Source organism: Aerococcus viridans, assembly GCF_002871935.1.
Lineage (GTDB): Bacteria > Bacillota > Bacilli > Lactobacillales > Aerococcaceae > Aerococcus > Aerococcus viridans_B.
This window is the reverse complement of sequence record NZ_PNHQ01000009.1, coordinates 1-20,438: the sequence shown is the minus strand read 5'-3', so window position 1 is coordinate 20,438 and position 20,438 is coordinate 1. Positions and strand designations below refer to the sequence as shown.

At 35.6% G+C, this 20,438-nt stretch carries 17 protein-coding genes, 1 tRNA gene, 1 pseudogene and 1 riboswitch; of the genes and pseudogenes, 2 read left to right on the top strand and 17 right to left on the bottom strand.

Translation table 11 applies throughout. The annotated features are described in order from the left end of the window. Window positions 1-300 precede the first annotated feature (300 nt). The 8 genes and pseudogenes from thiW to CJ191_RS04720 form a co-directional block, all read right to left on the bottom strand. Complete coding sequence (gene thiW, locus CJ191_RS04755) at window positions 301-822, bottom strand: energy coupling factor transporter S component ThiW (RefSeq protein WP_070468601.1); 522 nt, start codon at window positions 820-822, stop codon at window positions 301-303. Next, a pseudogene (gene tenA / locus CJ191_RS04750) lies at window positions 818-1,507 on the bottom strand (thiaminase II). Before tenA ends, thiW begins: the two are co-directional and overlap by 5 nt. After that, on the bottom strand, window positions 1,507-2,169 hold the full coding sequence (locus CJ191_RS04745) for an energy-coupling factor transporter transmembrane component T family protein (RefSeq protein ID WP_102199130.1): 663 nt from the start codon (window positions 2,167-2,169) through the stop codon (window positions 1,507-1,509). Before CJ191_RS04745 ends, tenA begins: the two are co-directional and overlap by 1 nt. A 5-nt stretch (window positions 2,170-2,174) precedes the next feature. Beyond that, window positions 2,175-3,530, bottom strand: coding sequence for an ATP-binding cassette domain-containing protein (locus CJ191_RS04740; RefSeq protein ID WP_102199129.1), 1,356 nt, complete (start codon window positions 3,528-3,530; stop codon window positions 2,175-2,177). Beyond that, complete coding sequence (locus CJ191_RS04735; protein ID WP_083272795.1) at window positions 3,527-4,099, bottom strand: ECF transporter S component; 573 nt, start codon at window positions 4,097-4,099, stop codon at window positions 3,527-3,529. The genes CJ191_RS04740 and CJ191_RS04735 overlap by 4 nt, the downstream gene beginning before the upstream one ends. 122 nt (window positions 4,100-4,221) lie before the next feature. Beyond that, window positions 4,222-4,310: riboswitch (TPP riboswitch) on the bottom strand. A gap of 182 nt (window positions 4,311-4,492) precedes the next feature. Further along, window positions 4,493-4,565 (bottom strand) — tRNA-Lys (locus CJ191_RS04730). 163 nt (window positions 4,566-4,728) lie between these two features. Beyond that, window positions 4,729-6,168 (bottom strand): MFS transporter, encoded by a 1,440-nt coding sequence (locus CJ191_RS04725; protein ID WP_102199128.1) that lies wholly within the window; start codon window positions 6,166-6,168, stop codon window positions 4,729-4,731. Between the two features lie 12 nt (window positions 6,169-6,180). Next, a complete protein-coding gene (locus tag CJ191_RS04720; RefSeq protein WP_102199127.1) occupies window positions 6,181-7,017 on the bottom strand; it encodes a creatininase family protein in 837 nt (278 codons plus the stop codon). 43 nt (window positions 7,018-7,060) lie between these two features. Here CJ191_RS04720 and CJ191_RS04715 point away from each other — a divergent pair, with 43 nt between their 5' ends. Then, entirely contained in the window at window positions 7,061-7,876 is an 816-nt protein-coding gene (locus CJ191_RS04715) for a helix-turn-helix domain-containing protein (protein WP_102199126.1), read from the top strand. 166 nt (window positions 7,877-8,042) lie between these two features. Here the strand turns inward: CJ191_RS04715 and CJ191_RS04710 are convergent, their stop codons facing one another. The 6 genes from CJ191_RS04710 to CJ191_RS04685 form a co-directional block, all read right to left on the bottom strand. Further along, window positions 8,043-10,514, bottom strand: a complete 2,472-nt coding sequence (locus CJ191_RS04710; protein WP_180960937.1) for a heavy metal translocating P-type ATPase — start codon at window positions 10,512-10,514, stop codon at window positions 8,043-8,045. 21 nt (window positions 10,515-10,535) lie between these two features. Further along, the gene (locus tag CJ191_RS04705) at window positions 10,536-10,748 is read right to left on the bottom strand and encodes a heavy-metal-associated domain-containing protein (RefSeq protein WP_102199124.1); all 213 of its coding nucleotides are present in this window, start codon (window positions 10,746-10,748) and stop codon (window positions 10,536-10,538) included. 330 nt (window positions 10,749-11,078) lie between these two features. Then, complete coding sequence (locus tag CJ191_RS04700; protein ID WP_102199123.1) at window positions 11,079-12,371, bottom strand: adenylosuccinate synthase; 1,293 nt, start codon at window positions 12,369-12,371, stop codon at window positions 11,079-11,081. An 18-nt stretch (window positions 12,372-12,389) separates the two neighbouring features. After that, window positions 12,390-13,778, bottom strand: coding sequence for a replicative DNA helicase (gene dnaB, locus CJ191_RS04695; protein WP_102199122.1), 1,389 nt, complete (start codon window positions 13,776-13,778; stop codon window positions 12,390-12,392). Window positions 13,779-13,897: 119 nt separating this feature from the next. Beyond that, a complete protein-coding gene (gene rplI / locus CJ191_RS04690; protein ID WP_070468591.1) occupies window positions 13,898-14,350 on the bottom strand; it encodes a 50S ribosomal protein L9 in 453 nt (150 codons plus the stop codon). 2 nt (window positions 14,351-14,352) lie between these two features. Beyond that, entirely contained in the window at window positions 14,353-16,380 is a 2,028-nt protein-coding gene (locus CJ191_RS04685; RefSeq protein WP_102199121.1) for a DHH family phosphoesterase, read from the bottom strand. A 91-nt stretch (window positions 16,381-16,471) separates the two neighbouring features. Here CJ191_RS04685 and CJ191_RS04680 point away from each other — a divergent pair, with 91 nt between their 5' ends. Then, complete coding sequence (locus tag CJ191_RS04680; protein WP_102199120.1) at window positions 16,472-17,968, top strand: ISLre2 family transposase; 1,497 nt, start codon at window positions 16,472-16,474, stop codon at window positions 17,966-17,968. A 74-nt stretch (window positions 17,969-18,042) separates the two neighbouring features. Here the strand turns inward: CJ191_RS04680 and CJ191_RS04675 are convergent, their stop codons facing one another. From CJ191_RS04675 to CJ191_RS09355, 3 genes are all read right to left on the bottom strand, one after another. Beyond that, the gene (locus CJ191_RS04675; protein ID WP_219721555.1) at window positions 18,043-18,519 is read right to left on the bottom strand and encodes a site-specific DNA-methyltransferase; all 477 of its coding nucleotides are present in this window, start codon (window positions 18,517-18,519) and stop codon (window positions 18,043-18,045) included. A gap of 18 nt (window positions 18,520-18,537) precedes the next feature. Continuing rightward, complete coding sequence (locus CJ191_RS04670; RefSeq protein WP_102199119.1) at window positions 18,538-18,744, bottom strand: helix-turn-helix domain-containing protein; 207 nt, start codon at window positions 18,742-18,744, stop codon at window positions 18,538-18,540. An 800-nt stretch (window positions 18,745-19,544) separates the two neighbouring features. Then, window positions 19,545-19,652 carry a type I restriction endonuclease gene (locus CJ191_RS09355; RefSeq protein ID WP_102199118.1) on the bottom strand — a complete coding sequence of 36 codons (108 nt, stop codon included), beginning with the start codon at window positions 19,650-19,652 and terminating at the stop codon, window positions 19,545-19,547. Window positions 19,653-20,438 lie beyond the last annotated feature (786 nt).

Below are 20,438 nucleotides of genomic sequence, written 5' to 3'. Positions count from 1 at the left end.
ATATGCTTGTAACAATTTTAGAAATATGGAAAAGATTGCCGATTATGGTGATAGTAAAGTCTTCCCTGTATTTAATCAAGATTAATCCTCATATTTCAAATCAAAAAAGAGGCTGATACAAAAATGTCCCAGCCTCTCTTTGCTATATAAGAACGTTTATCATTGGGTTCCAAAAGTCAGCATTGTCCGATACTGCCCAAATGTCTCCAATAATATTTCATTATTGTTCGCCTTTTGGTTCAGTACGTCAATTCTATACGACTTTTGTCTCACCTTCTTTTTGATTTCAGGATAAACGGACTAAATTTTTTTAATTGTAGGCCAAAATATGCCTTTCACGTGCTGGATATATGCTAACTTATCGAGTCTGATCAAAATAAAATAAGCCATTATCGATCCAGAAAGTGCACCGATGATAAATCTAGGTGTATATACAAACCAATACATACCCTGAGCAGACCCTGTAAACCATACCATTACCGGGTAAGAGAGGAGTGAACCAACCAAACCGGTACCGATAAATTCTCCTATAATTGCAGCTAAGTATTTACTTGTTAATCGATAGCCAATACCAGATAGAAAAGCACCAAAGACTGCACCTGTTAATGCTAAAGGTGGAATCCCAAACAATATCATTCTGAGAATACCACATGATAAGGCCATCAAGGTGCCATATACCGGTCCCATCAAAACTGCTGCAATCACATTCATGACACTCGACATAGGTGCAATACCTTCAACCCGTAATAAGGGGGATAAGACAACATCCATGGCAATCATCATAGCTAAAATGCTCATTTTTTCAATTTTATAGTCTTTAATCATTCGCTATACCCACCGGCCATTTCTCGAAATTAAAGGCCATCTCCCAGAAATTAAACTCCATTCTTGCACTAATTACAAAGGCTGAAATCATACTTTCTTTATCTTCTTGACTACTTTCAGCATATAATTGGTTAAGCAATGTGCATTCTTGCTCTATTGCCACTCGGGCCTCGTCCCCACCATATGTTTCAATCCAATCCTGATAAATTGGTACAGGAGAAGGCTCGTTCGACTGTCTTAATTTTTGCCCAATTTCAAAATAAAGCCAAGAACAAGGTAATAAACTTGCAGCAGCAACCGCATCATTATTTTCAACTAACTGACGATACATATGAGAAACGTAATGATAAGCTGTGGGAGCAACACCTGTTTCTTTTAATTCAGTATCAGTGATCCCCAATTCTTCAAAAAACTTGGCACGGATAGCCAGCTCACCTTCAGCTAAATCATTAGCATTATCCAACATTTGAGTTTTCAAAATCGGATTACTGGTTATCTCAGCTACACGCTTATAAAGTGCGGAAAAGTGACGTAGATAATAGGCATCTTGTATCAAATAGTAACGAAAGTTTTCAATCGGTAAAGTCCCATCTTGTAACTGCACAATGAAGGGATGACTAAAACTACCCTCCCAATATGGTGTCGTCTGCTTTCATACAATTTCAATAAATGTCTCTTTCATTAAATAAAATACTCCAATCTCATTAAAATGTTCCCAAATATGATTAAGCCAATAGATAATATGACAGATACCGGTGATACCTTCCAATATTGATAGTGTAGTCGAGGTTGATTTTCAGAAAAACCTCTAGAACACATGGCTTCTGCATAGCGATCTCGCCAATTAAGGGCTAAAAAAATTACTTTTACATAGTATAAAGTTGACCAAGGATACAACCTTTTGCCCCTTAATAAACTAGCATCGTGCATATTTTTGATTTCTCTTTGAATTTCAGGGACTGCATGAATCACCACTAGCAATCCATATATAAATATGGCAGGTAGTTTATATTGCTCCAATATGAGTAAGCAATCTTGTAAGTCTACAGAAGCCATAAATCCTACTCCCAAAGCTACAAAAGCATAGGTTCTCGTTAATAGTAGCCATGCATCTGATAAACCACTTCCTTGAATATAAACTGACCAAAATGTGGTAATTGCTGGGATAAAAGGCACCGCAAGTAAAAAAAACATGATTGAAAATCGCTTTTTAAAAGTTAAATAAACCATCACAACACAAACAATATATAGATTCAACCAAATAGAATAGGTAAAAGAAATTTCAATCGTTAAAAGAAATACTAAGAAAATAATCGATGGAATACTGCTTGTTCGCTCTTCCATATCTATCAAACCTCCTCTAACAATTGCTTAGACAAATGAATATGATGATCACTAATACCTTCTAGTGGTGTTAGTCGGTGAGAAACAATTAGGAAATCAGTTTGATTTTTCTTTTCCAATATCCATCGCGCAAAGTAATCATAAGATTTTTGATCCAATCCCGAAAACGGTTCATCTAACATCAAGAATTGATGGTCTAAACCGAGTAAAGAAATTAACTGCACCATCTTCTTTTGTCCTTCGCTTAGGTGAAATAAACTCCGATCTAAGATATGTGTCATATTCAAATCTTCAAAAGCCTGCAATTGACGTGCATTGATTTCACTATTTTTTTGTTTGGGAAACGTGACTTCATCCCTAACTGTCAGTGTGACAAATTGTTGTGATGCATCTTGTACAGCTAGTGTCAGCGACTCGTATAAACGTTTCTTACTGACAAACTTCGATAGTCGTTTGCCTTTAAAACACATCCGCCCCTTATAGGGATATAGTTGCGCCATTGATTTTAATAACGTGGATTTACCCGCACCATTATCACCAGTTAAGGTCGTTACCCCTTTTTGGAAAATAAACGCTTCTTGATTAAGCAAAGTCTTATCTCCTTGCTTAATCTTGATATGATCTAATGTAAATATCGGCGATTGACTCCCATTGTTACATTTTAATTGTGGGATAAGTACTTCTTCAGGCAAGTGCGTTATATCTGTTTCCATGAGACAACCATTTTTCATCATCAAAAAGCGGTCTACCAGTGGTCTATAATGACTCATATCATGGTCTACAATGACAATCAACTTGCCTTTATCTCTCAATTTTCCTAGCATATCCATCAAAAATATTCGTGACGCTGGGTCTATACTGGCAAAGGGTTCATCCAATAAAAGAATTGGTGCATCTACAGCAATTAAAATGGTTAATGCTGCCCGTTGCTTCTCTCCTCCTGATAAAGTCATCAAATCTTGTTGTAATAAATATGCAGTACCCATTTCATCTACTGCTTCTCTTATCCTCTCTTTAGCCAAGTCATAGGGAATACCACAATTTTCCAAAACAAAGTATAATTCCCGCTCTAATGTGTTCATGGTAAATTGTTGTGCTGGATTTTGAAACATCAAACCTATTTTCTGTGCTTTTTCAGCGTTGGAATATTCCTGAATCGGCTGATCATCAAACAAAATGTTGCCTTGAAAAGGCATACCATTAAAGCCAGCAATCGTATGCATAAATGTGCTTTTTCCACTTCCACTATCGCCAGTCAATAAAATAAATTCTCCAAATGCCCACTCACAAAAAATATTATTTAAAATAACTAGTTCATTGTTCTTTACAGTCAAATTTTGAATATTCACGACACCGCTCATTGATTCATCCTAATCCCTTGCTTTTGTATGCTACTAAATAAAGCAACAATTTTTTGTGTTAAAAATACACCGAAAAATGCTACTGAGATAAAACGAACTAAAAATAAAGCAACCACCATACCAATGCCATAAGTGGCATAGCCAAACTTAAAAATTTCATAGGCAAAGCTAAAGACAGTGGTACCAATAGCACCATAAATTAAGGTAACCGTATCGTATCGTTTGTATTTTGTAACAAAGAAACCTGCTTCCGTACCTAACCCCTGTATTAAACCAGAAATTAAAACACCGGCACCGAAATATGAGCCGTATAACATTTCTGCTAAAGCGGCAAATACCTCACCTAATAATGCACTAGCTACTTTTGGAATCAACATTCCTGCTACCGGTGCGGCAATTGTCCACATACCAAATAAAATTTCATTAGCAAATGGCGTTAAACCAAATGGCGTAAGCACAGATACTAAAAAGGCATATAAGACACCAGCTCCCATAAATACTGCACCAAATAAGAAAGCTAGAAATGCTAAGAAGATAACATCTGGTAATGTCCATCTAAATTTTTCCAACAAAAAAACCCCTTTTCCTATATTTAATAATAGAGGCATAAGGGGTGAGCAAAAACTTTGCTACTTGTTCTAAATACTTTAATAAACCGTACAGATACTATATATCTGACAGTTTTTCATACATAAAACATGCTACATTTCCCTTCGCCAGTATTAACTGTTTCAGGTTCAATGGGTATAATCTCAGCTTTTTGCACCCCAAATGTCACTACTATATTCATTTGTATCCGATACTACCATATCAATATGAAAAAGGAAACCTCAAAATAAATATTATTTTTTTGCAATTGTTTATAGCAATATTTATTTTCATAGGTGTTTTTCATTATAATTTTAAAAAAAAATAGCGTCATACCAAAGTATACAAACTCTGATACAACGCCTTTTATAAGATGGACCGACAGGGGCTCGAACCCTGGACCCACGGATTAAGAGTCCGTTGCTCTACCAACTGAGCTACCAGTCCGAATTGATTGATTTGTCATCTGCAACACTAAAATTTTACACCCATTCTGACAAACATGCAAGACATTACACTTAAAAATCATATTTTTTATCATACAAAATGGTCAAGGATAAGCCCGTGCTTCATCCCTTGACCACTAATTTTACTAAATTATAAGAACGAGCTAATCTTCTAAATCAGCAGTACGGCTGTCCTTCCAAGCTACTATCTTTTCACGTAATTCGCCGGTAATATTCCAAATAAAGCGGAAGCAAATCCAAGATAAGAATGCACAAATACCAGGAATCAGTAGATTCATCACTTGCAACCCTTTTAATGTTTCTAATGTTTGATTACCACCTGAATTAGCAATTTCTGGGCTATAGCCAATCCAACCAATCATAGAAACAGATAATGACTGAGCAATTGTTTGACCAATACGACGTGTTAATGAGAAAGTACCGTAAATAGCCCCTTCCGTACGCTTGCCTGTAATGTATTCATTATAGTCTGTTGCTTCAGATACCAGTCCCCATTGAAGTTGAACTGACATCATGATGATTGCAAATCCAACACTAGAGACAATCATGTATACATTATCATTTACATCTGAAAAATACATAAAAGTAAATAAAACTAATAATAGACTACCACCAAACACTAAACTGTTACGAATCAATTTATCTGTTGAACCAAATACTTTTACTAATTTTGGTGCTGAAAGTAAGATAGCTACCATAATTAAACTCATTAATGTTGTAGCAAAAGACATTAATCCAATATTTCTATAGTGGTCTCCATAAACATAAGTTTGCGAAGTACTATATAAAGTCTGGCCAAATACAATAATGATAGAGTGCAGACTTAAAGCTAAGAAAGCACGATTTTTCTTGAATACATTTAGAATATCCGTAAATTTAACATTACTTGCTTTGGCATCTTCTGCATCAGTTACTTCACTAGAAAGTTTATTACGTTCTTCCGTCCATACATAATGCATAAAAATGATAATACCACCTAGGACTGCTGTAATAATAGCTGCAATCATAAAACCTCTAGTTGTCTCACCCAATCTAGCCAACACTTGCGGTGCAATAATAGCAAATACCAAACTCCCAATTGTTGACCCCATACCACGGGCTGAAGAAAGAGTTGTCCGCTCGATATCATTCGTAGCCATCCCACTAATAAGTGAACCCATCGCAATATTCATCATAGTATAGCCTAATTCATAAATAATTTTAAATACAAACAGCATTGCTACCGTTGTCATCTGGCTTAAACCTGTCGGTACACTATAGAAGGCAATTAATCCGAATACAATTAAGGGAATAGACCGTAATATCCAAGGACGAAACTTATCTTTATGACCGTTCGATTTCGCATAGGCCTTATCCATTAAAGTCCCCATCATCGGGTCATTTACCATATCCCAAATATTCCATACCAATAATAAAATCGAAAGAATTGCATAAGGTACCTGGAGCGTATTGGTAATATAGCGAGTCATATAGGTTTGTACAAGTGACAGTGTTAAGACCCCGCCTGCGTCTCCAGCAGCGTAACCAATCTTATGTTTCCATGTAAGGTCATTTGTAAATCTACTTACTTTTGATACACTCATCTTCTATTCCCCCTAAATATTATTGGTCCATTGATATTTTTTTGCTTGTTCTGCTACAAATTGGGCTACTTGCTGCATTTGCCCAACCACTTCCACCATATCCAAATAATCAACAATTTGATTGATTTGCTGATGACCACTATCAGCTAAAGCTTGTTTCTGCTCTTCACTCGTTAATTGAATGGTTGGCATATGATCCATATGGTCGCCAAATATCATACCAATGGCACCACTTGCATAGGCCATTCCATTGATTTTATTCGCAAAAGCTGTAGTGGAAGGTTTGCGTTCATTCCAAAAATCATTTTCTGGAGTAGTCAAAGGCACTTCTCCTAAACGCCCCAACGAATCATAAGCAGCTAGGATTATTTCTGTAAATGGATCTTCAGAGCTTGCACCTTGGAATAACTTTTCCATTCCAATGGCTTGTAAGGGATCAATATATAAAACTGGCACATGGTAATCTTCAAAAATATCACGGACAACCGGACTAATATAGAGATGTGCTGGTCCATGGAAGCTAGTAAAAATAATCCGTTTAAAACCCTGACGAATTAAAGATTTAGTGACTTCTTTTAAATATTGAATAGAGGGTTCCACGTTGACTTGGACTGTTCCTCGCCCACGGATAGTAGAACCTGCATAGAAATAAGGCAGATTATGCAATATTAAACCATCACAAGCCTCTGCCATTTTTAAGGCAATCCCTTCTGCCAAAACTGTTTCACTATCTAGTGGTAATCCCCCATGTAATTCAGTTACACCAACAGGGACGATAATGATATCATTAGATGCAAGATACTGTTCAACTTCTTGATTCGTACATTTAGATAAAAAACGTGTTCTCATATAACTTTCCTTTCCACATCTATTCACTTTTAGGAGCAAATTTATGTTAAATATCAATAACTTAATTCGAAAAATAAATGCCACACAAATAGCTGATTTGTCTAGCGATACCACGAGCATCCGTTTACTCGTACCAACTAATAACCTTACATTGATCACATCTGACTTACATACGAATATTCAATATGGTGATATTATTCTTATCCCCGAACATAAAAGGTTCAAAATGAAACAGCAACATTCGGATAAACAGCATCAATCTACTAAGATTCTTTGCTATCTTTTCGAAATTTCACCTAACTTTTTTAAGGGAAAGACTTGGCCTGAGTTTTTTAATAAGAAATCGCTTACATTTATACACGCAACCTCACCAACTGTAACAATGTTTATCGATTCATTTGAATTCTTAGTAAGTGAAATCACCTACAAACGCCTAGGATACAAAGAAGCTATTGATCATTTTCTCAATTATATTTGTATTCATATCGAACGAACGTATGCCAATTATAATCACTTAGATACTCACCGCCACTACGTAAAAGAAAGAGATTTCTTCCATGCGATTAATATGTATATCCACACAAATTATCAGGAAGATTTATCAAATAAACATATTGCAGATCGTTTCTATATTTCTGAAAATAAACTAGCGCAACTATTCAAAACATATTCTTCAAAAACAGCTCACCAAACAGTCATATCTAGACGGCTTATTTCATGTAAAGATCTAGTACTCGATGGTATACCAATAACTAAAGCTGCAAAAATGGTAGGTTTTTCAGACTATTCCACCTTCTATCGACAATTTGTCCATCATTTTGGTAGATCACCTAAGGAATACTTTTCGAATTTAGATTGATTTGAAAATATTTATAAATTTAATATAATATGAAAGCGCTTTACATTACATTGCAAAATACCTTTTAAAGATTGCAAAAAGTACCTTTCTACCTACTAGCAAATATTACACAGTAAAATAGCCATCCCTCAAAAAAGGATGGCTAGTATTTTAAGTATGCAATTGTTTATGCTTTTACTTTAAAGCCTTTTAGACGAAGAGCATTCAGCAACACAGAAACTGAACTCAAGCTCATGGCTGCACCAGCAAACATGGGACTCAGTAAGGGACCTCCAAGTATGTATAAGACACCCATGGCTACTGGGATACCAATCGTATTATAAGCAAATGCCCAAAAGAGATTTTGTTTAATGTTGGCAATAGTTGCGCTACTCAACTCAACTGCTGTTGGTACATCCATTAAGTCACTACGCATCAAGACGATATCTGCTGATTCAATCGCTACATCTGTTCCTGAACCAATAGCAATCCCCACATTGGCTTGAGCAAGTGCCGGTGCATCGTTGATACCATCACCAACCATTGCCACATGTAAACCTTCATCTTGTAATTTTTTCACTTCACTGGCCTTATCTTCCGGCAACACTTCACTAAATACCCGGTCAATACCCACCTGCTTAGCAATCGCCTCTGCAGTTCTTTTATTATCTCCAGTAATCATCGCCACTTCAATGCCCATCCGGTGTAGTTTTTGAATCGCTGCAATAGAATTTTCCTTAACCGTGTCTGCTACTGCAACAATGCCTAATAAGTTACCGTCAACAGCAATAAACATCGGTGTTTTACCTTCAGTCGCTAATTGATCTGATAAGCCATTATCAACTGATAGGTCAATTGCATGGTCTACCATTAATTTACGATTTCCTAGCAGAACAACTTGCCCATTCAAGCTAACCTGTAATCCATGTCCGGGAATTGCTTGAAAATCTTGACTTGGTATTAAAGTTAATTGACGGTCTTTTGCTGTGGCAACAATCGCTTCACCTAGTGGGTGTTCTGAACCCACTTCTGCGGAAGCTGCAATCTGTAATATTTCATCTGAATCTGCATTATTGAAGGTTTTAATATCTGTCACAACAGGTCGTCCTTCAGTAATCGTACCTGTTTTATCGAATACAATCGTCTGCACTTTTTGTGTTGCTTCTAAAGCATCACCACTTTTAATCAGTACGCCATTTTCAGCACCTTTACCAGTTCCAACCATAATGGCAGTTGGTGTTGCCAACCCTAAGGCACATGGACATGCAATCACTAAAACTGAAATGGTAATTGATAAGGCAAACACCCAAGATTCTTGGCCTAGAAAGTACCATAGCAACCCTGAGATAGCAGCTAAAGTCATCACAATCGGCACAAAAATACCCGATACTTTATCTGCTAATTTAGCAATCGGCGCCTTTGATCCTTGAGCCTCTTCAACAAGATGAATAATTTGTGCTAGCGTTGTATCTTTACCAACCTTAGTCGCTTTAAATTGGAACGAACCATTCTTGTTGATACTGGCACCAACAACCTGGTCGCCGACCCTTTTTTCAACGGGGATACTCTCTCCAGTAATCATTGCTTCATCTACTGCCGAATACCCTTCAATAATTTCACCATCAACAGGAATCTTTTCACCTGGTCGTACGATTAAAATATCGCCCGTTACAACCTGATCAATTGCAATCTCTATTTCCTGATCATTACGAACTACACGAGCTGTCTTTGGTGCTAAACCCATCAATTTCTTAATGGCCTCAGAAGTTTTACCTTTAGAAATAGCTTCCAAATATTTACCTAGGGTAATCAGCGTTAAAATAACAGCTGCTGACTCAAAGTATAAATCAGGATGACCGTGGTCAATATGGAGTTGACCCGTTACCAAAAGAACCGTCATTACTATACCTTGACCCAGCGCTGCCGCTGTCCCAATCGCAATTAATGAGTCCATATTAGGATGCCCTTTAAATAATGCTTTAAAACCTACTGTATAGAAGGCGCGTCCTAAATAGATTACTGGTAAGGTTAGCAATAATTGTGTTACTGCAAAGTTTACCGTATGACTCATCGGGTCTAGAAATTCTGGTAAGGGAAGCCCACCAAAAGGTAACATTGGCCCCATCGCAATATAAAGTAATGGGAATGTGAAAACTGCTGACCATAAAAAACGACGCCATAAACTTTGAATATGTATGTGTTGCTTTTCTGCTTGGCTAGGGCCTTCTTCTTTACTTGTCTCCAACTTAGCCTGATAGCCCGTATCTTCAACTGTATGGACAATATCAGAAATATTTAAGGCATCTTCATCAAAGGTTACCGTCATTTTTTCAGTAGCTAAATTTACCGCTACTGTCGATACACCACCCATTTTACCAACTGATTTCTCAATAGCTTGCGCACAAGATGCACAAGACATTCCTTCAATTTCAAAAGTATCTGTCGTTAAATGTTTTACTGCCTTATAACCGGCATCTGCGACTGCTTTGGTAATATCACTAGCTGTGACTTGTTGATCATCATACGTCACACTTAATTTTTCAGTGGCAAAATTGACAATCGCTGAATCCATACCTGTTAACTTGCTAACATTCTTCTCAACAGCTTGGGCACAGGATGCACAAGTCATCCCTTCAATTGTATATGTATCTTTCATTATGCATCCTCCTTCAGACAAAAACTATTGAGGTTCAGCTGTATAGCCTGCTTCAGTCACCGCTTCAATGATAGTCGCACTATCTACCACTTGGTCATCGAATTGAACAGTGAGCACTTTCGTTTCAACTGGTACATCAGCTACTTGTACGCCATTTAATCTCGCTACCTCTTTTTCAATTCGTGCTTTACAGTGGGCACATGACATATCTGGGATTAAATAAGTTGTTGTCTTCATTCAAAATCTCTCCTTATTATCGTTTACATTTGTAATCTTTATAATTTTAATATACCTTTATTGACTACACTTGTCAACGAATAAAAAGCCCTCTTTCAAAATACTTGAAAAATGGCCTTCAATTTCTTTGCTAAAGCTAGCTTCCTTCAGCATAAATCCACCTAATACATTTATATCCAAATCAAATTTTATCTACCAACACTTTCAGGTTTATCCAATACAGTATTTTCCCTCATTAATAACTGAAAATAAATTCAATTTAAGCTGGATTTTAGGAATTAATTGCACACAAAAAAAAGCAGGACTTCATAGCCCCACTTTATAATTGGATTAACTATTCCAAATATCTTCTAAAATGTTTGTTTGCGTCCGATCGGGACCCACAGAGAATGTCGCAATATTTACACCAACTAATTCCGATACACGTTTAACATATTGACGTGCATTTGCTGGTAAATCTTCTAAAGTCTTACAAGCAGTAATATCTTCAGACCAACCTGGTAACTCTTCATAAATTGGTGTACATTCAGCTAATTGTTGCAAACTAGCTGGATAATGTTCAATACGTGTACCATCTGCTGTTTCATAGGCTACGCAAATTTTTACTGTTTCTAATCCTGACAATACATCAATTGAATTTAATGATAAATCAGTTAATCCAGAGATACGTTTAGAGTGACGCATCACAACAGAATCAAACCAACCAACACGACGTGGACGACCAGTAGTTGTACCAAATTCGCGCCCAACTTCTCTGATTTGATCACCAACTGCATCAAATAATTCAGTTGGGAAGGCACCTTCACCAACACGAGAAGTGTAAGCTTTCGCTACACCTACAACTTTGTTAAAGCGTGTTGGTCCAACACCAGTACCAACTGTCGCACCACCTGAAACTGGGTTAGATGACGTTACATATGGGTATGTACCTTGGTCGATATCTAATAGATTTCCTTGAGCACCTTCAAATAATACATTTTCACCACGGTCTAAGTAGTCATTAATAATCACTGAAGTATCTGCTACAAAGTGCTTAATTTCTTGACCATAAGCGTAGTATTCAGCATAGACTTCTTCAAAATCTATCGGTTGGTCGCCATAGATTTTAGTAATAATTTGATTGTAATAATCAAGATTAGCTTTTAACTTCGCTGCAAAAGTATCTTTTTCCAATAGGTCACATACGCGAATACCACTACGGCTAGCTTTATCAGTATAAGCTGGGCCAATCCCCTTAATAGTCGTACCTATTTTCTCGTCACCTTTAGCTTCTTCTTGAAGGCGGTCTAATTCAATATGATAAGGTAAAATCACATGGGCACGGTCTGAAATGCGTAAGCCACTGACATCAATGCCATGGTCTTTTAGGTAATTCGATTCTTTAATCAATGCTTTCGGATTTATAACAACGCCGTTACCGATAACAGATAACTTCTCAGACGAAAAGATACCCGATGGAATTAAATGTAATGCGTACTTGGTGCCATCAAATTGAATCGTGTGACCTGCGTTATCCCCACCTTGGTAACGTACAATCACAGATGCATCTTTGGCTAGAAAGTCGGTAATTTTACCTTTTCCTTCGTCTCCCCACTGTGTACCTACTACGACAATCCCTGACATAAATGATTTTCCTCTCTGTTATGCAAACATTTCATCATCAGTTCTAAAGCTCACTGATGAAAATTTGTTAAATTCTTTTGTAAAAATAAGTTTCACTGTTCCACGCGCACCGGATCGGTTTTTTTCAATAATAACCTCAACGATATTATCTTCTAGTTTCGGTTCGCCACCATCATCATCTTCACCATCACCACGTTCGTAATAATCATCACGATACAGGAAGGCTACAATATCCGCATCCTGTTCAATAGATCCCGATTCACGAATGTCAGAAAGAACTGGACGTTTATCCTGACGCTGTTCAACACCACGTGATAATTGAGATAAAGCAATTACAGGTACGTGTAATTCTTTAGCAATTTTCTTTAATTGTCTAGAAATTTCAGAAACTTCTTGTTGTCTATTTTCATTTCGCTTACCTGAACCTTCAATCAATTGAAGGTAATCTATCACAATTAAATCAAGTCGCCCGCGTTCTTTAAGTAGACGTCTACTCTTAGAACGAATTTCAGTTACTCGAATACCCGGTGTATCATCAATATAAATATCTGCTTCAGATAGTGCTCCTGAAGCAACAATCAAATCTGACCACTCATCTTCCGTTAATTGACCAGTCCGTAAATGACCTGCATTTATACTCCCTTCTGCGCAAATCATACGATTAACCAGAGATTCAGCCCCCATCTCCAAAGAAAAGACTGCAACAACGCCATCTTGCTTTGTCGCAACATTTTGTGCGATATTCAAAGCAAAAGCAGTCTTACCAACGGCCGGACGTGCAGCTAAAATAATTAATTCTTCTGGTTGCAATCCAGCTGTCATGGCATCTAAATCAGGATAACCAGTTGGAATACCGGTTACCTCTTGACCATTTTTAGATAAGTCATCTAAATTTTGCATAGATTCAAACACGACATCTCGAATATGGATAAAACCATTTCGATTTCGGTTCTCAGCTACATTTAAGATAGATTTTTCAGCTTCATCTAGAATAACGGATACTGACTCTTCTTGCTCAAAACTTTCGCGGGCAATTTTATTAGATGCTTGAATTAGCTTTCTTAATAAAGATTTTTCTTCAACTATACGAGCATAGTATTCCGCATTCGCTGCAGTTGGTGTATCATTTGCCAGTTGGAAAATATACTCATAGCCGCCAACATTTTCAAGCATGTGCATGTTATTTAATTTTTGTTGAACTGTTAACGCATCAATTGCCTCATCATCCCGGTTTAGTTCTTCCATCGCTTCAAAAATAAGTTGATTTGCACGACTATAAAAATCATCGGCAGAAACATACTCTAGCACTGAAATGAACACATCGGAATCAAGTAAAATGGCACCGAGCACAGCTTGCTCAGCCTCTATACTTTGAGGCGGTGTAGTATGTTCTAAATTCTCCGCCACATCAGCACCTCCATTACCTAACTATTATACAAAAAAGCAGCATCAAATTGATAATAAATTCAAATAAAATAGGAGGCTGGGATTCAAATCCAAGCCTCCTATCTATAGAAAGACCAGCCCTACTCTTCAACGATGTGTACGCGAATAGTTGCTTCAACCTCATGATGTAATTTTACAGGTACATTTGTATATCCAAATGTACGGATAGGTTCATTCAAATCCATTTTACGTTTGTCTAACTTAATACCATATTGCTTCAACATTCCTGTAGCAATTTGTTTAGACGGGACTGAACCGAATAAACGACCATCCTCGCCACCTTTAGCTGTAATCGTAACGACTGTTTCCTCGTCTTCGATTTTTGCTTTTAAATCTTTTGCCTCTTGCAACTCTTCTTGTGCTTGTTTTTCATTAGCCTTTTCTTTGCCTCGTTGTGCAGAAATAGCACTAGCAGTAGCTTCTTTTGCTAAACCTTTTTTTAATAAAAAGTTTTGTGCGTAACCATTAGGGACTTCTTTTATTTGACCCTTTTTACCTTGATTTTTAACATCTTGTAGAAAAATAACCTTCATAATTATTCGTCCTCCTCGTCTTTAACCATAATAACAGATTTTAACATGTCTACTGCTTCAGAGACAGTCACATCTGAAATTTGTGTAGCAGCATTCGATAAGTGACCACCGCCACCTAATTCTTCCATTATACGTTGAACGTTAATCGTTCCAAGACTACGTGCGGATATGCCTACACGACCATCTTCCCTTAAATAAACTACAAATGATGCATCCACATTACGCATTGATAATAAGGTATCTGCTGCCTGAGCTGCAGTAACCGAATCATAGACCTCTTTATCTTCACCACTTGCAATACCAAGGTTGCCTGAAATGAGTTCAACATTTTCTATCAACTCATTACGTTTAATATAGTCCGTTAGATCTTCCTTCAGTAAGTTTTGAATCATAAAAGAATCAGCCCCTACAGATTTTAAGTAACTTGCAGCATCGAAAGTTCTTGATCCAGTTCGTAAAGAGAAATTTCGCGTATCAACAATCATACCTGCTAACATAGCAGTTGCTTCAATACGCTGAATTGGCTCACTTTCTTGATTTTGATATTCAAAAAACTCTGTAATTAATTCACTTGCTGAAGAAGCATATGGTTCAATATATTCTAATAATATATTATCCGGTACTTCTTCTCCCTTACGATGATGGTCAATAATAATAACAGGTCTATTTGGAGTTATCAAGTCAGGTGCCACAGTGATTGAAGGTCGGTGAACATCTACTAAGAACAATAGTGAATCTTGTGCCATTAATTCTTCTGCTTGTTCAGGAGATATAATAGCTTCAGCGATGGTTTCATCCTTGCGTAATTCTACTAATAAACGTTCAATATCATCATTAATCCGACTTTCATCGATAATAACATAGCCCATTTGGTTATTCATTTGTGCAATTCGTCGAATACCTAAACACGCACCGAGTGCATCCATATCTGGATAATCATGCCCCATAACAAATACAGAAGATGCGTTTTGAATCATTGTAGAGATAGTATTGGCAATTTGACGTGAACGCACACGAGTACGTTTTTCCATTGGGTTAGTCTTACCACCATAGTAACGTGCTTTTTGATTCTTAGTTCTTACAACAACTTGATCTCCACCACGACTTTGTGCAAGATCTAAGTTTGATTGCCCTTGATCAGAAATTTCTTCTACATCAATAACATCTTCTTTTTCTTGATACGAAATCCCCATGGAAATAGTTAGCGGCGTATTCGCCTTTGAGGTTTTTTCCCGAAGATTGTCTACTACCACAAACTTATCTTCCTCCATTCGTATCAGTTGACCATAAGTCGACACTAACAAGAAATGGTCATCATCCAAGCGCTTAATATAAGAGTCATAATGTTTAGCCCATTTAGATAAATCACTAGTCACTAAGTTATCGATAGTTGATTTTCTTCTATCATTCATGGAAGAAACAGTTTCATCATAATTATCAACTACAATATGACCAATCACAATACGACCTAAATCTGCATTCTCTGCAATGATGCCATACTTCGTAGTATCAATAAAATATAGGGCATGTTCATCTCTTAAATAAGTCACTTCAAAATGTGCATTTTTCCATTGAAATCGTTTTGAGTTTAATGAAGAATCTTCTTGAAATTCTTTATATAATTCAAAAATATCTTCATCCAAATCATTAATATATAATCCAATAATTTCTTTCTGATAAAAATATTTTTGTAAAAATGGGTTAACCCATTCAATAATTGGTTCATTTTCATCGAAGACAACGATGCCAATAGGCATATTTAATAGAATTTCACTTTGGACAGATTTAATTTGATTACTCAATCCTAAGATGTACTCGCTAATCGCATTTAACATCTGGACCAAGCTAAAACCAAGTAGGCCTATTATTACTATAATCAAACTAACAATTACAAAACCCATTTGTAAACTAACGCTTGCACTAATACCAATAACAATAATTAATAATAATAATGCAATAATAAGTGGCCATATAATTGCCGACTTCAATAAGAAAGAAGGGATTTTAGGCTGCCAATTCTCTCTTTTCATAAATAATCTCCTTTAGGTAAAAATTCGGCACTTTAATATATACCATTTTAACATAATCTTAAAAAACATTCATATTTATACATGTGTTGGGATGCGTCAAGTTACTGTTGGAAAATTGAGCATAAAAAAAGAACCCCCATGTTACAATTTAAGCGCAAACCAAAAATCGAAAGTGGGGATTCCTTTGCTTAGTTTAGCATATATTAATCAAACAGTGACAGACTTACAATCATTTCTTTTTAACAAACTAATTAATAACACTATAAATTTTGATGAAATGACAAAATTAACTGAAAAAAGTTTAAATGAATTAATTGTAGAAATGGTGCAGTCAGTACTTTCAGATGTAGAAGAGGTTATTCGAGAAAGTTCTGATAGAAAGCAGAACTATTGGATTCATCGTAGCAATGACCTTAAGGTCATTGCCACTAAATTCGGTGATATTGAGTATTCCAGAGCTTACTATCGGAATAAAACTACAGATAACTTTACGTATTTATTGGATGACTTATTAGAAATTGAACCTCATCAGAGGATTGATAATAACCTACAAAGTCAAATCATAGAAAATGCGAAGGATATGTCGTACCAACAAGCTATCGATAAAATAGAAAATATCAGTATTCATAGTAAGCAAACCACGTATAATTTAGTTCATAAACTTTCTAGAGAAAGTATTGAACTTCCGTTAGAAGAAACGATTGAAAAAAGAACACCACAATATCTGTATATTGAAGCCGATGAAGATCATGTTGCTATGCAAGATAGTTCAAATAAACAAATGAAGTTAGTCTATGTTCATACTGGTTTTAATCATGAAAAATCTACTGATAAAAGACATGTTTTAAATATAGAGCGATGTTTTACGGGTTGGTATCCAAATAATGATGAACTTTGGCTAGAAGTTTCAGCATTTATTGAGGAAACTTATGATACTCAAAATATAAAGCAAATATTTTTAAGTGGTGATGGCGCAAGTTGGATAAAATCTGGTGTGGATTATCTTCCTGCCAATACAACATTTGTCTTAGACCCATTCCATACTAAACAGGCTACAGTGCGTAGTGTAGTTGGTTTAGGTCCTAAAGCAAAAGAGACCTTAGGTCTTCTACGGAGATGGATTAGATTTAATCAAAAGGGAAAAGTGAAACGATATTTTGATCCACGTTTATCTGATCCTGATCTCTCAAGTAGTGAGAAAAAAGCGCTAGAAGCAAATCGAAAATATCTACTCAATCATTGGACCGCCATTCAAAATCAATATAGGCCTGGTTATATTTCATGTAGTGCTGAAGGGCACGTTAGTCATATCTTAAGTAGTAGATTGAGTTCAAGACCCTTAGGATGGTCTATAAAAGGTGCTGAAAATATCGCTAAGTTAAGAGTCTATAAATTAAATGGTGGACAAATTGATCAGTTAGTATTATTGACAAATAAACAGAAACAAAAAGAACGAAAGGTTATTCAACTAGATGACCGTATTACCGGTGCTAAGAAAGCCGAATATACAGCTATTCACAATGGCTCAATAGTGAATTATGGTTCATCTTCTTCACCGTTAGGTGTATTGAAACGTACTTTTAGCTAGATAGCAGCATTCTGCCTTAGACCATATAAGCGGAACTTCCGCTTATATGGTCTAAGGCAGAGAAAAGCACAAAATTAACTGGGGAAATAAAATCCAACAGTAACTTGACGCAACCGTTCCTCAACTGTAAAACTAAAGTTGTCATTGTACACAAAACCATCTGATCCTGTATTGTATGGTGGGTCTATGTATATACACTTCACCTTACCAGCGTAAGATTTTAATAAATGTTTTAACCCGTCTAAATTGTCTCCAGTAATATAAATATTTTCACTATCTACGTTTTCTTCTTTTTGATTGTGTTCTTCGTTAGGAACAATGACTGTTTCAGTTTCTAAAGTAACGAGTAATCTCGCATAGTTTTTACCTAGAAATTTTAGTTCATAGCCTTCATTTACAACATTAATATCTTCACTTAAATATTCTTTGAATCTTTCAATGTCAAACGATCCATCTTCTTTAAAACAAGCTGGAAAATGTTCTTTTAATACTGTTATTTCCTTTTTATTTGCTGATGCATTTTCATTTTTATCCCACGTATCTTTTATCATTTTTCCATTCCAACCTTTCTATTTATCTGATGTGAATTCTAAAATATCATCCACTTTACAATCTAAAACCTTACATATCTTTTCAACGCTTTCTAATGAAATGTATTGCTCTCGCTTCATTCGAGTCATTATATTTCCTGAGAAACCAGCCATCTTTCGTAGTTCATTGTTTGAAATATCTCTATCAACTAGTAAATGAAATAGTTTTTTGTAGGAAACGGCCATTTAATATTCCTCCCTCAAAGTTTAATGACAGTTCTATTTTATCATTTAATCGTGATATATTCACTTGTTTTATAAAAAGTTCGAATTCATACTTTTATTCGCTATGAGTAGGAGAGCTATTTCACATTTTTAATGCTTTAAAAAACAAATTGAATCTTTTTGGAAAAGGGGTTCGAATCAGTCGAATTCTTTGCATATAGGTGAGGGGCATGTTTACAACTGTGAAATTGGTCGAAAAGTTCATTAGTGAAAAGCACATCACACAAATGCACAGATAGAAAATTCCTCTCATCGTTCCTTGACAGATTGAAATTTATGAAAAGTATTGTCGACAACAGGAATTAATCCAAATTGCATGTATTAAAAAAGAGCTGACCAATCAGTCAACTCTCGTAAAATTTAGTCTAACTTTTTGGGCCCACTATAAAATCCGTTACATGGTGTATCGGGTTTTAAGTTAGTAAAAAATTCGTTGGTATTTTTAATTGCAAGAATCGAATTACCTGCTAAGACATAATCAATGAATTTATCAGGCAAGTATTCGCTAACTGCAATTTCACGCTCTTCTCTAAAATGGTTATATGAAGTTCTATTTCCGTTGGGTGATGTATAAAAGCTACCTGATAGTTTAACTCGTTCTGAATCATCATAAGGTAAGTTATTACTAAATCCTAAAACTTGTAGTTGGTTAAAATTGGGGTAAGTTCTTCTTTTCTCAACCTAACCTGCCTTCTATCAAATTCCGCTCGTATACCATTACGATTATTAGGCTTTTTGGCTTCTACAAACCCAAGAGGGATTCAGTTAACTAAAATTGTGATGTCCGGGCGAAATTCTTCATTTTGTCTCTTATAAGTGAGTTCTGAAACTACTCTAAAATCGTTATTCATCGGATTTTCCAGATCCAATAACTTTATTTCTCAAGCTTTTCGTGATGTTAAACGCTCAAAAAACTTCATCCCTTTATCTCTCTGATTATCGGTGAGTTCAGCTATTTCTTTAATTAATAATTGTATTTTCTCTTCGGTAAAGTTTGAGTTATTAATTTTATTGATTGAACTGGTAAAAATGTCTACAAAAATATTATTTCGACTATCAATTTTTTGATTTTTTTAGTTTGGTACTCATAGCCCAATCTTTTGAAATGTAATAGCGCTGGTACTTTTACTCTACTATCTTCATTATGTATCAAGATAAAATCTCCTTTATATAATATTTCCTTCTATAATTACTTTACTTTTTAATCAGCAATTTGAAGCAAACAGATTAGTATTTATCTTAATGTGTAATACTTTTCACGAGTTACAATCTTTATGTGAAATACTATTGGTTTTGAAGGACTTCGCCTATTTAAGTTATTTTTAACGACCAAACAGCTAAGATTGCTTGTAGTTAAGTAGCATAAAACTTCCATTCAATTAGATTCACACAAATAATTATATATTCTTGATGATTTTAGTTTTTCTTGTAAAGAATCAAAAATATGCTTTATTAGTTATTTTATAACCAATTTTTTCTTTTACAATATATAACTCGAAATCGACTACTAATTCTCTAAATCTTCAGTTATTGTTTTAATAGTATTTTCGGTTGAAATAAAGTATATCCTGAATAATTCATACCTCTAATTTCAGAGGCCAGTTTATTATGTTTCTGTTATATTTTGCAGTTTTTCTATTATATACATTGAGATA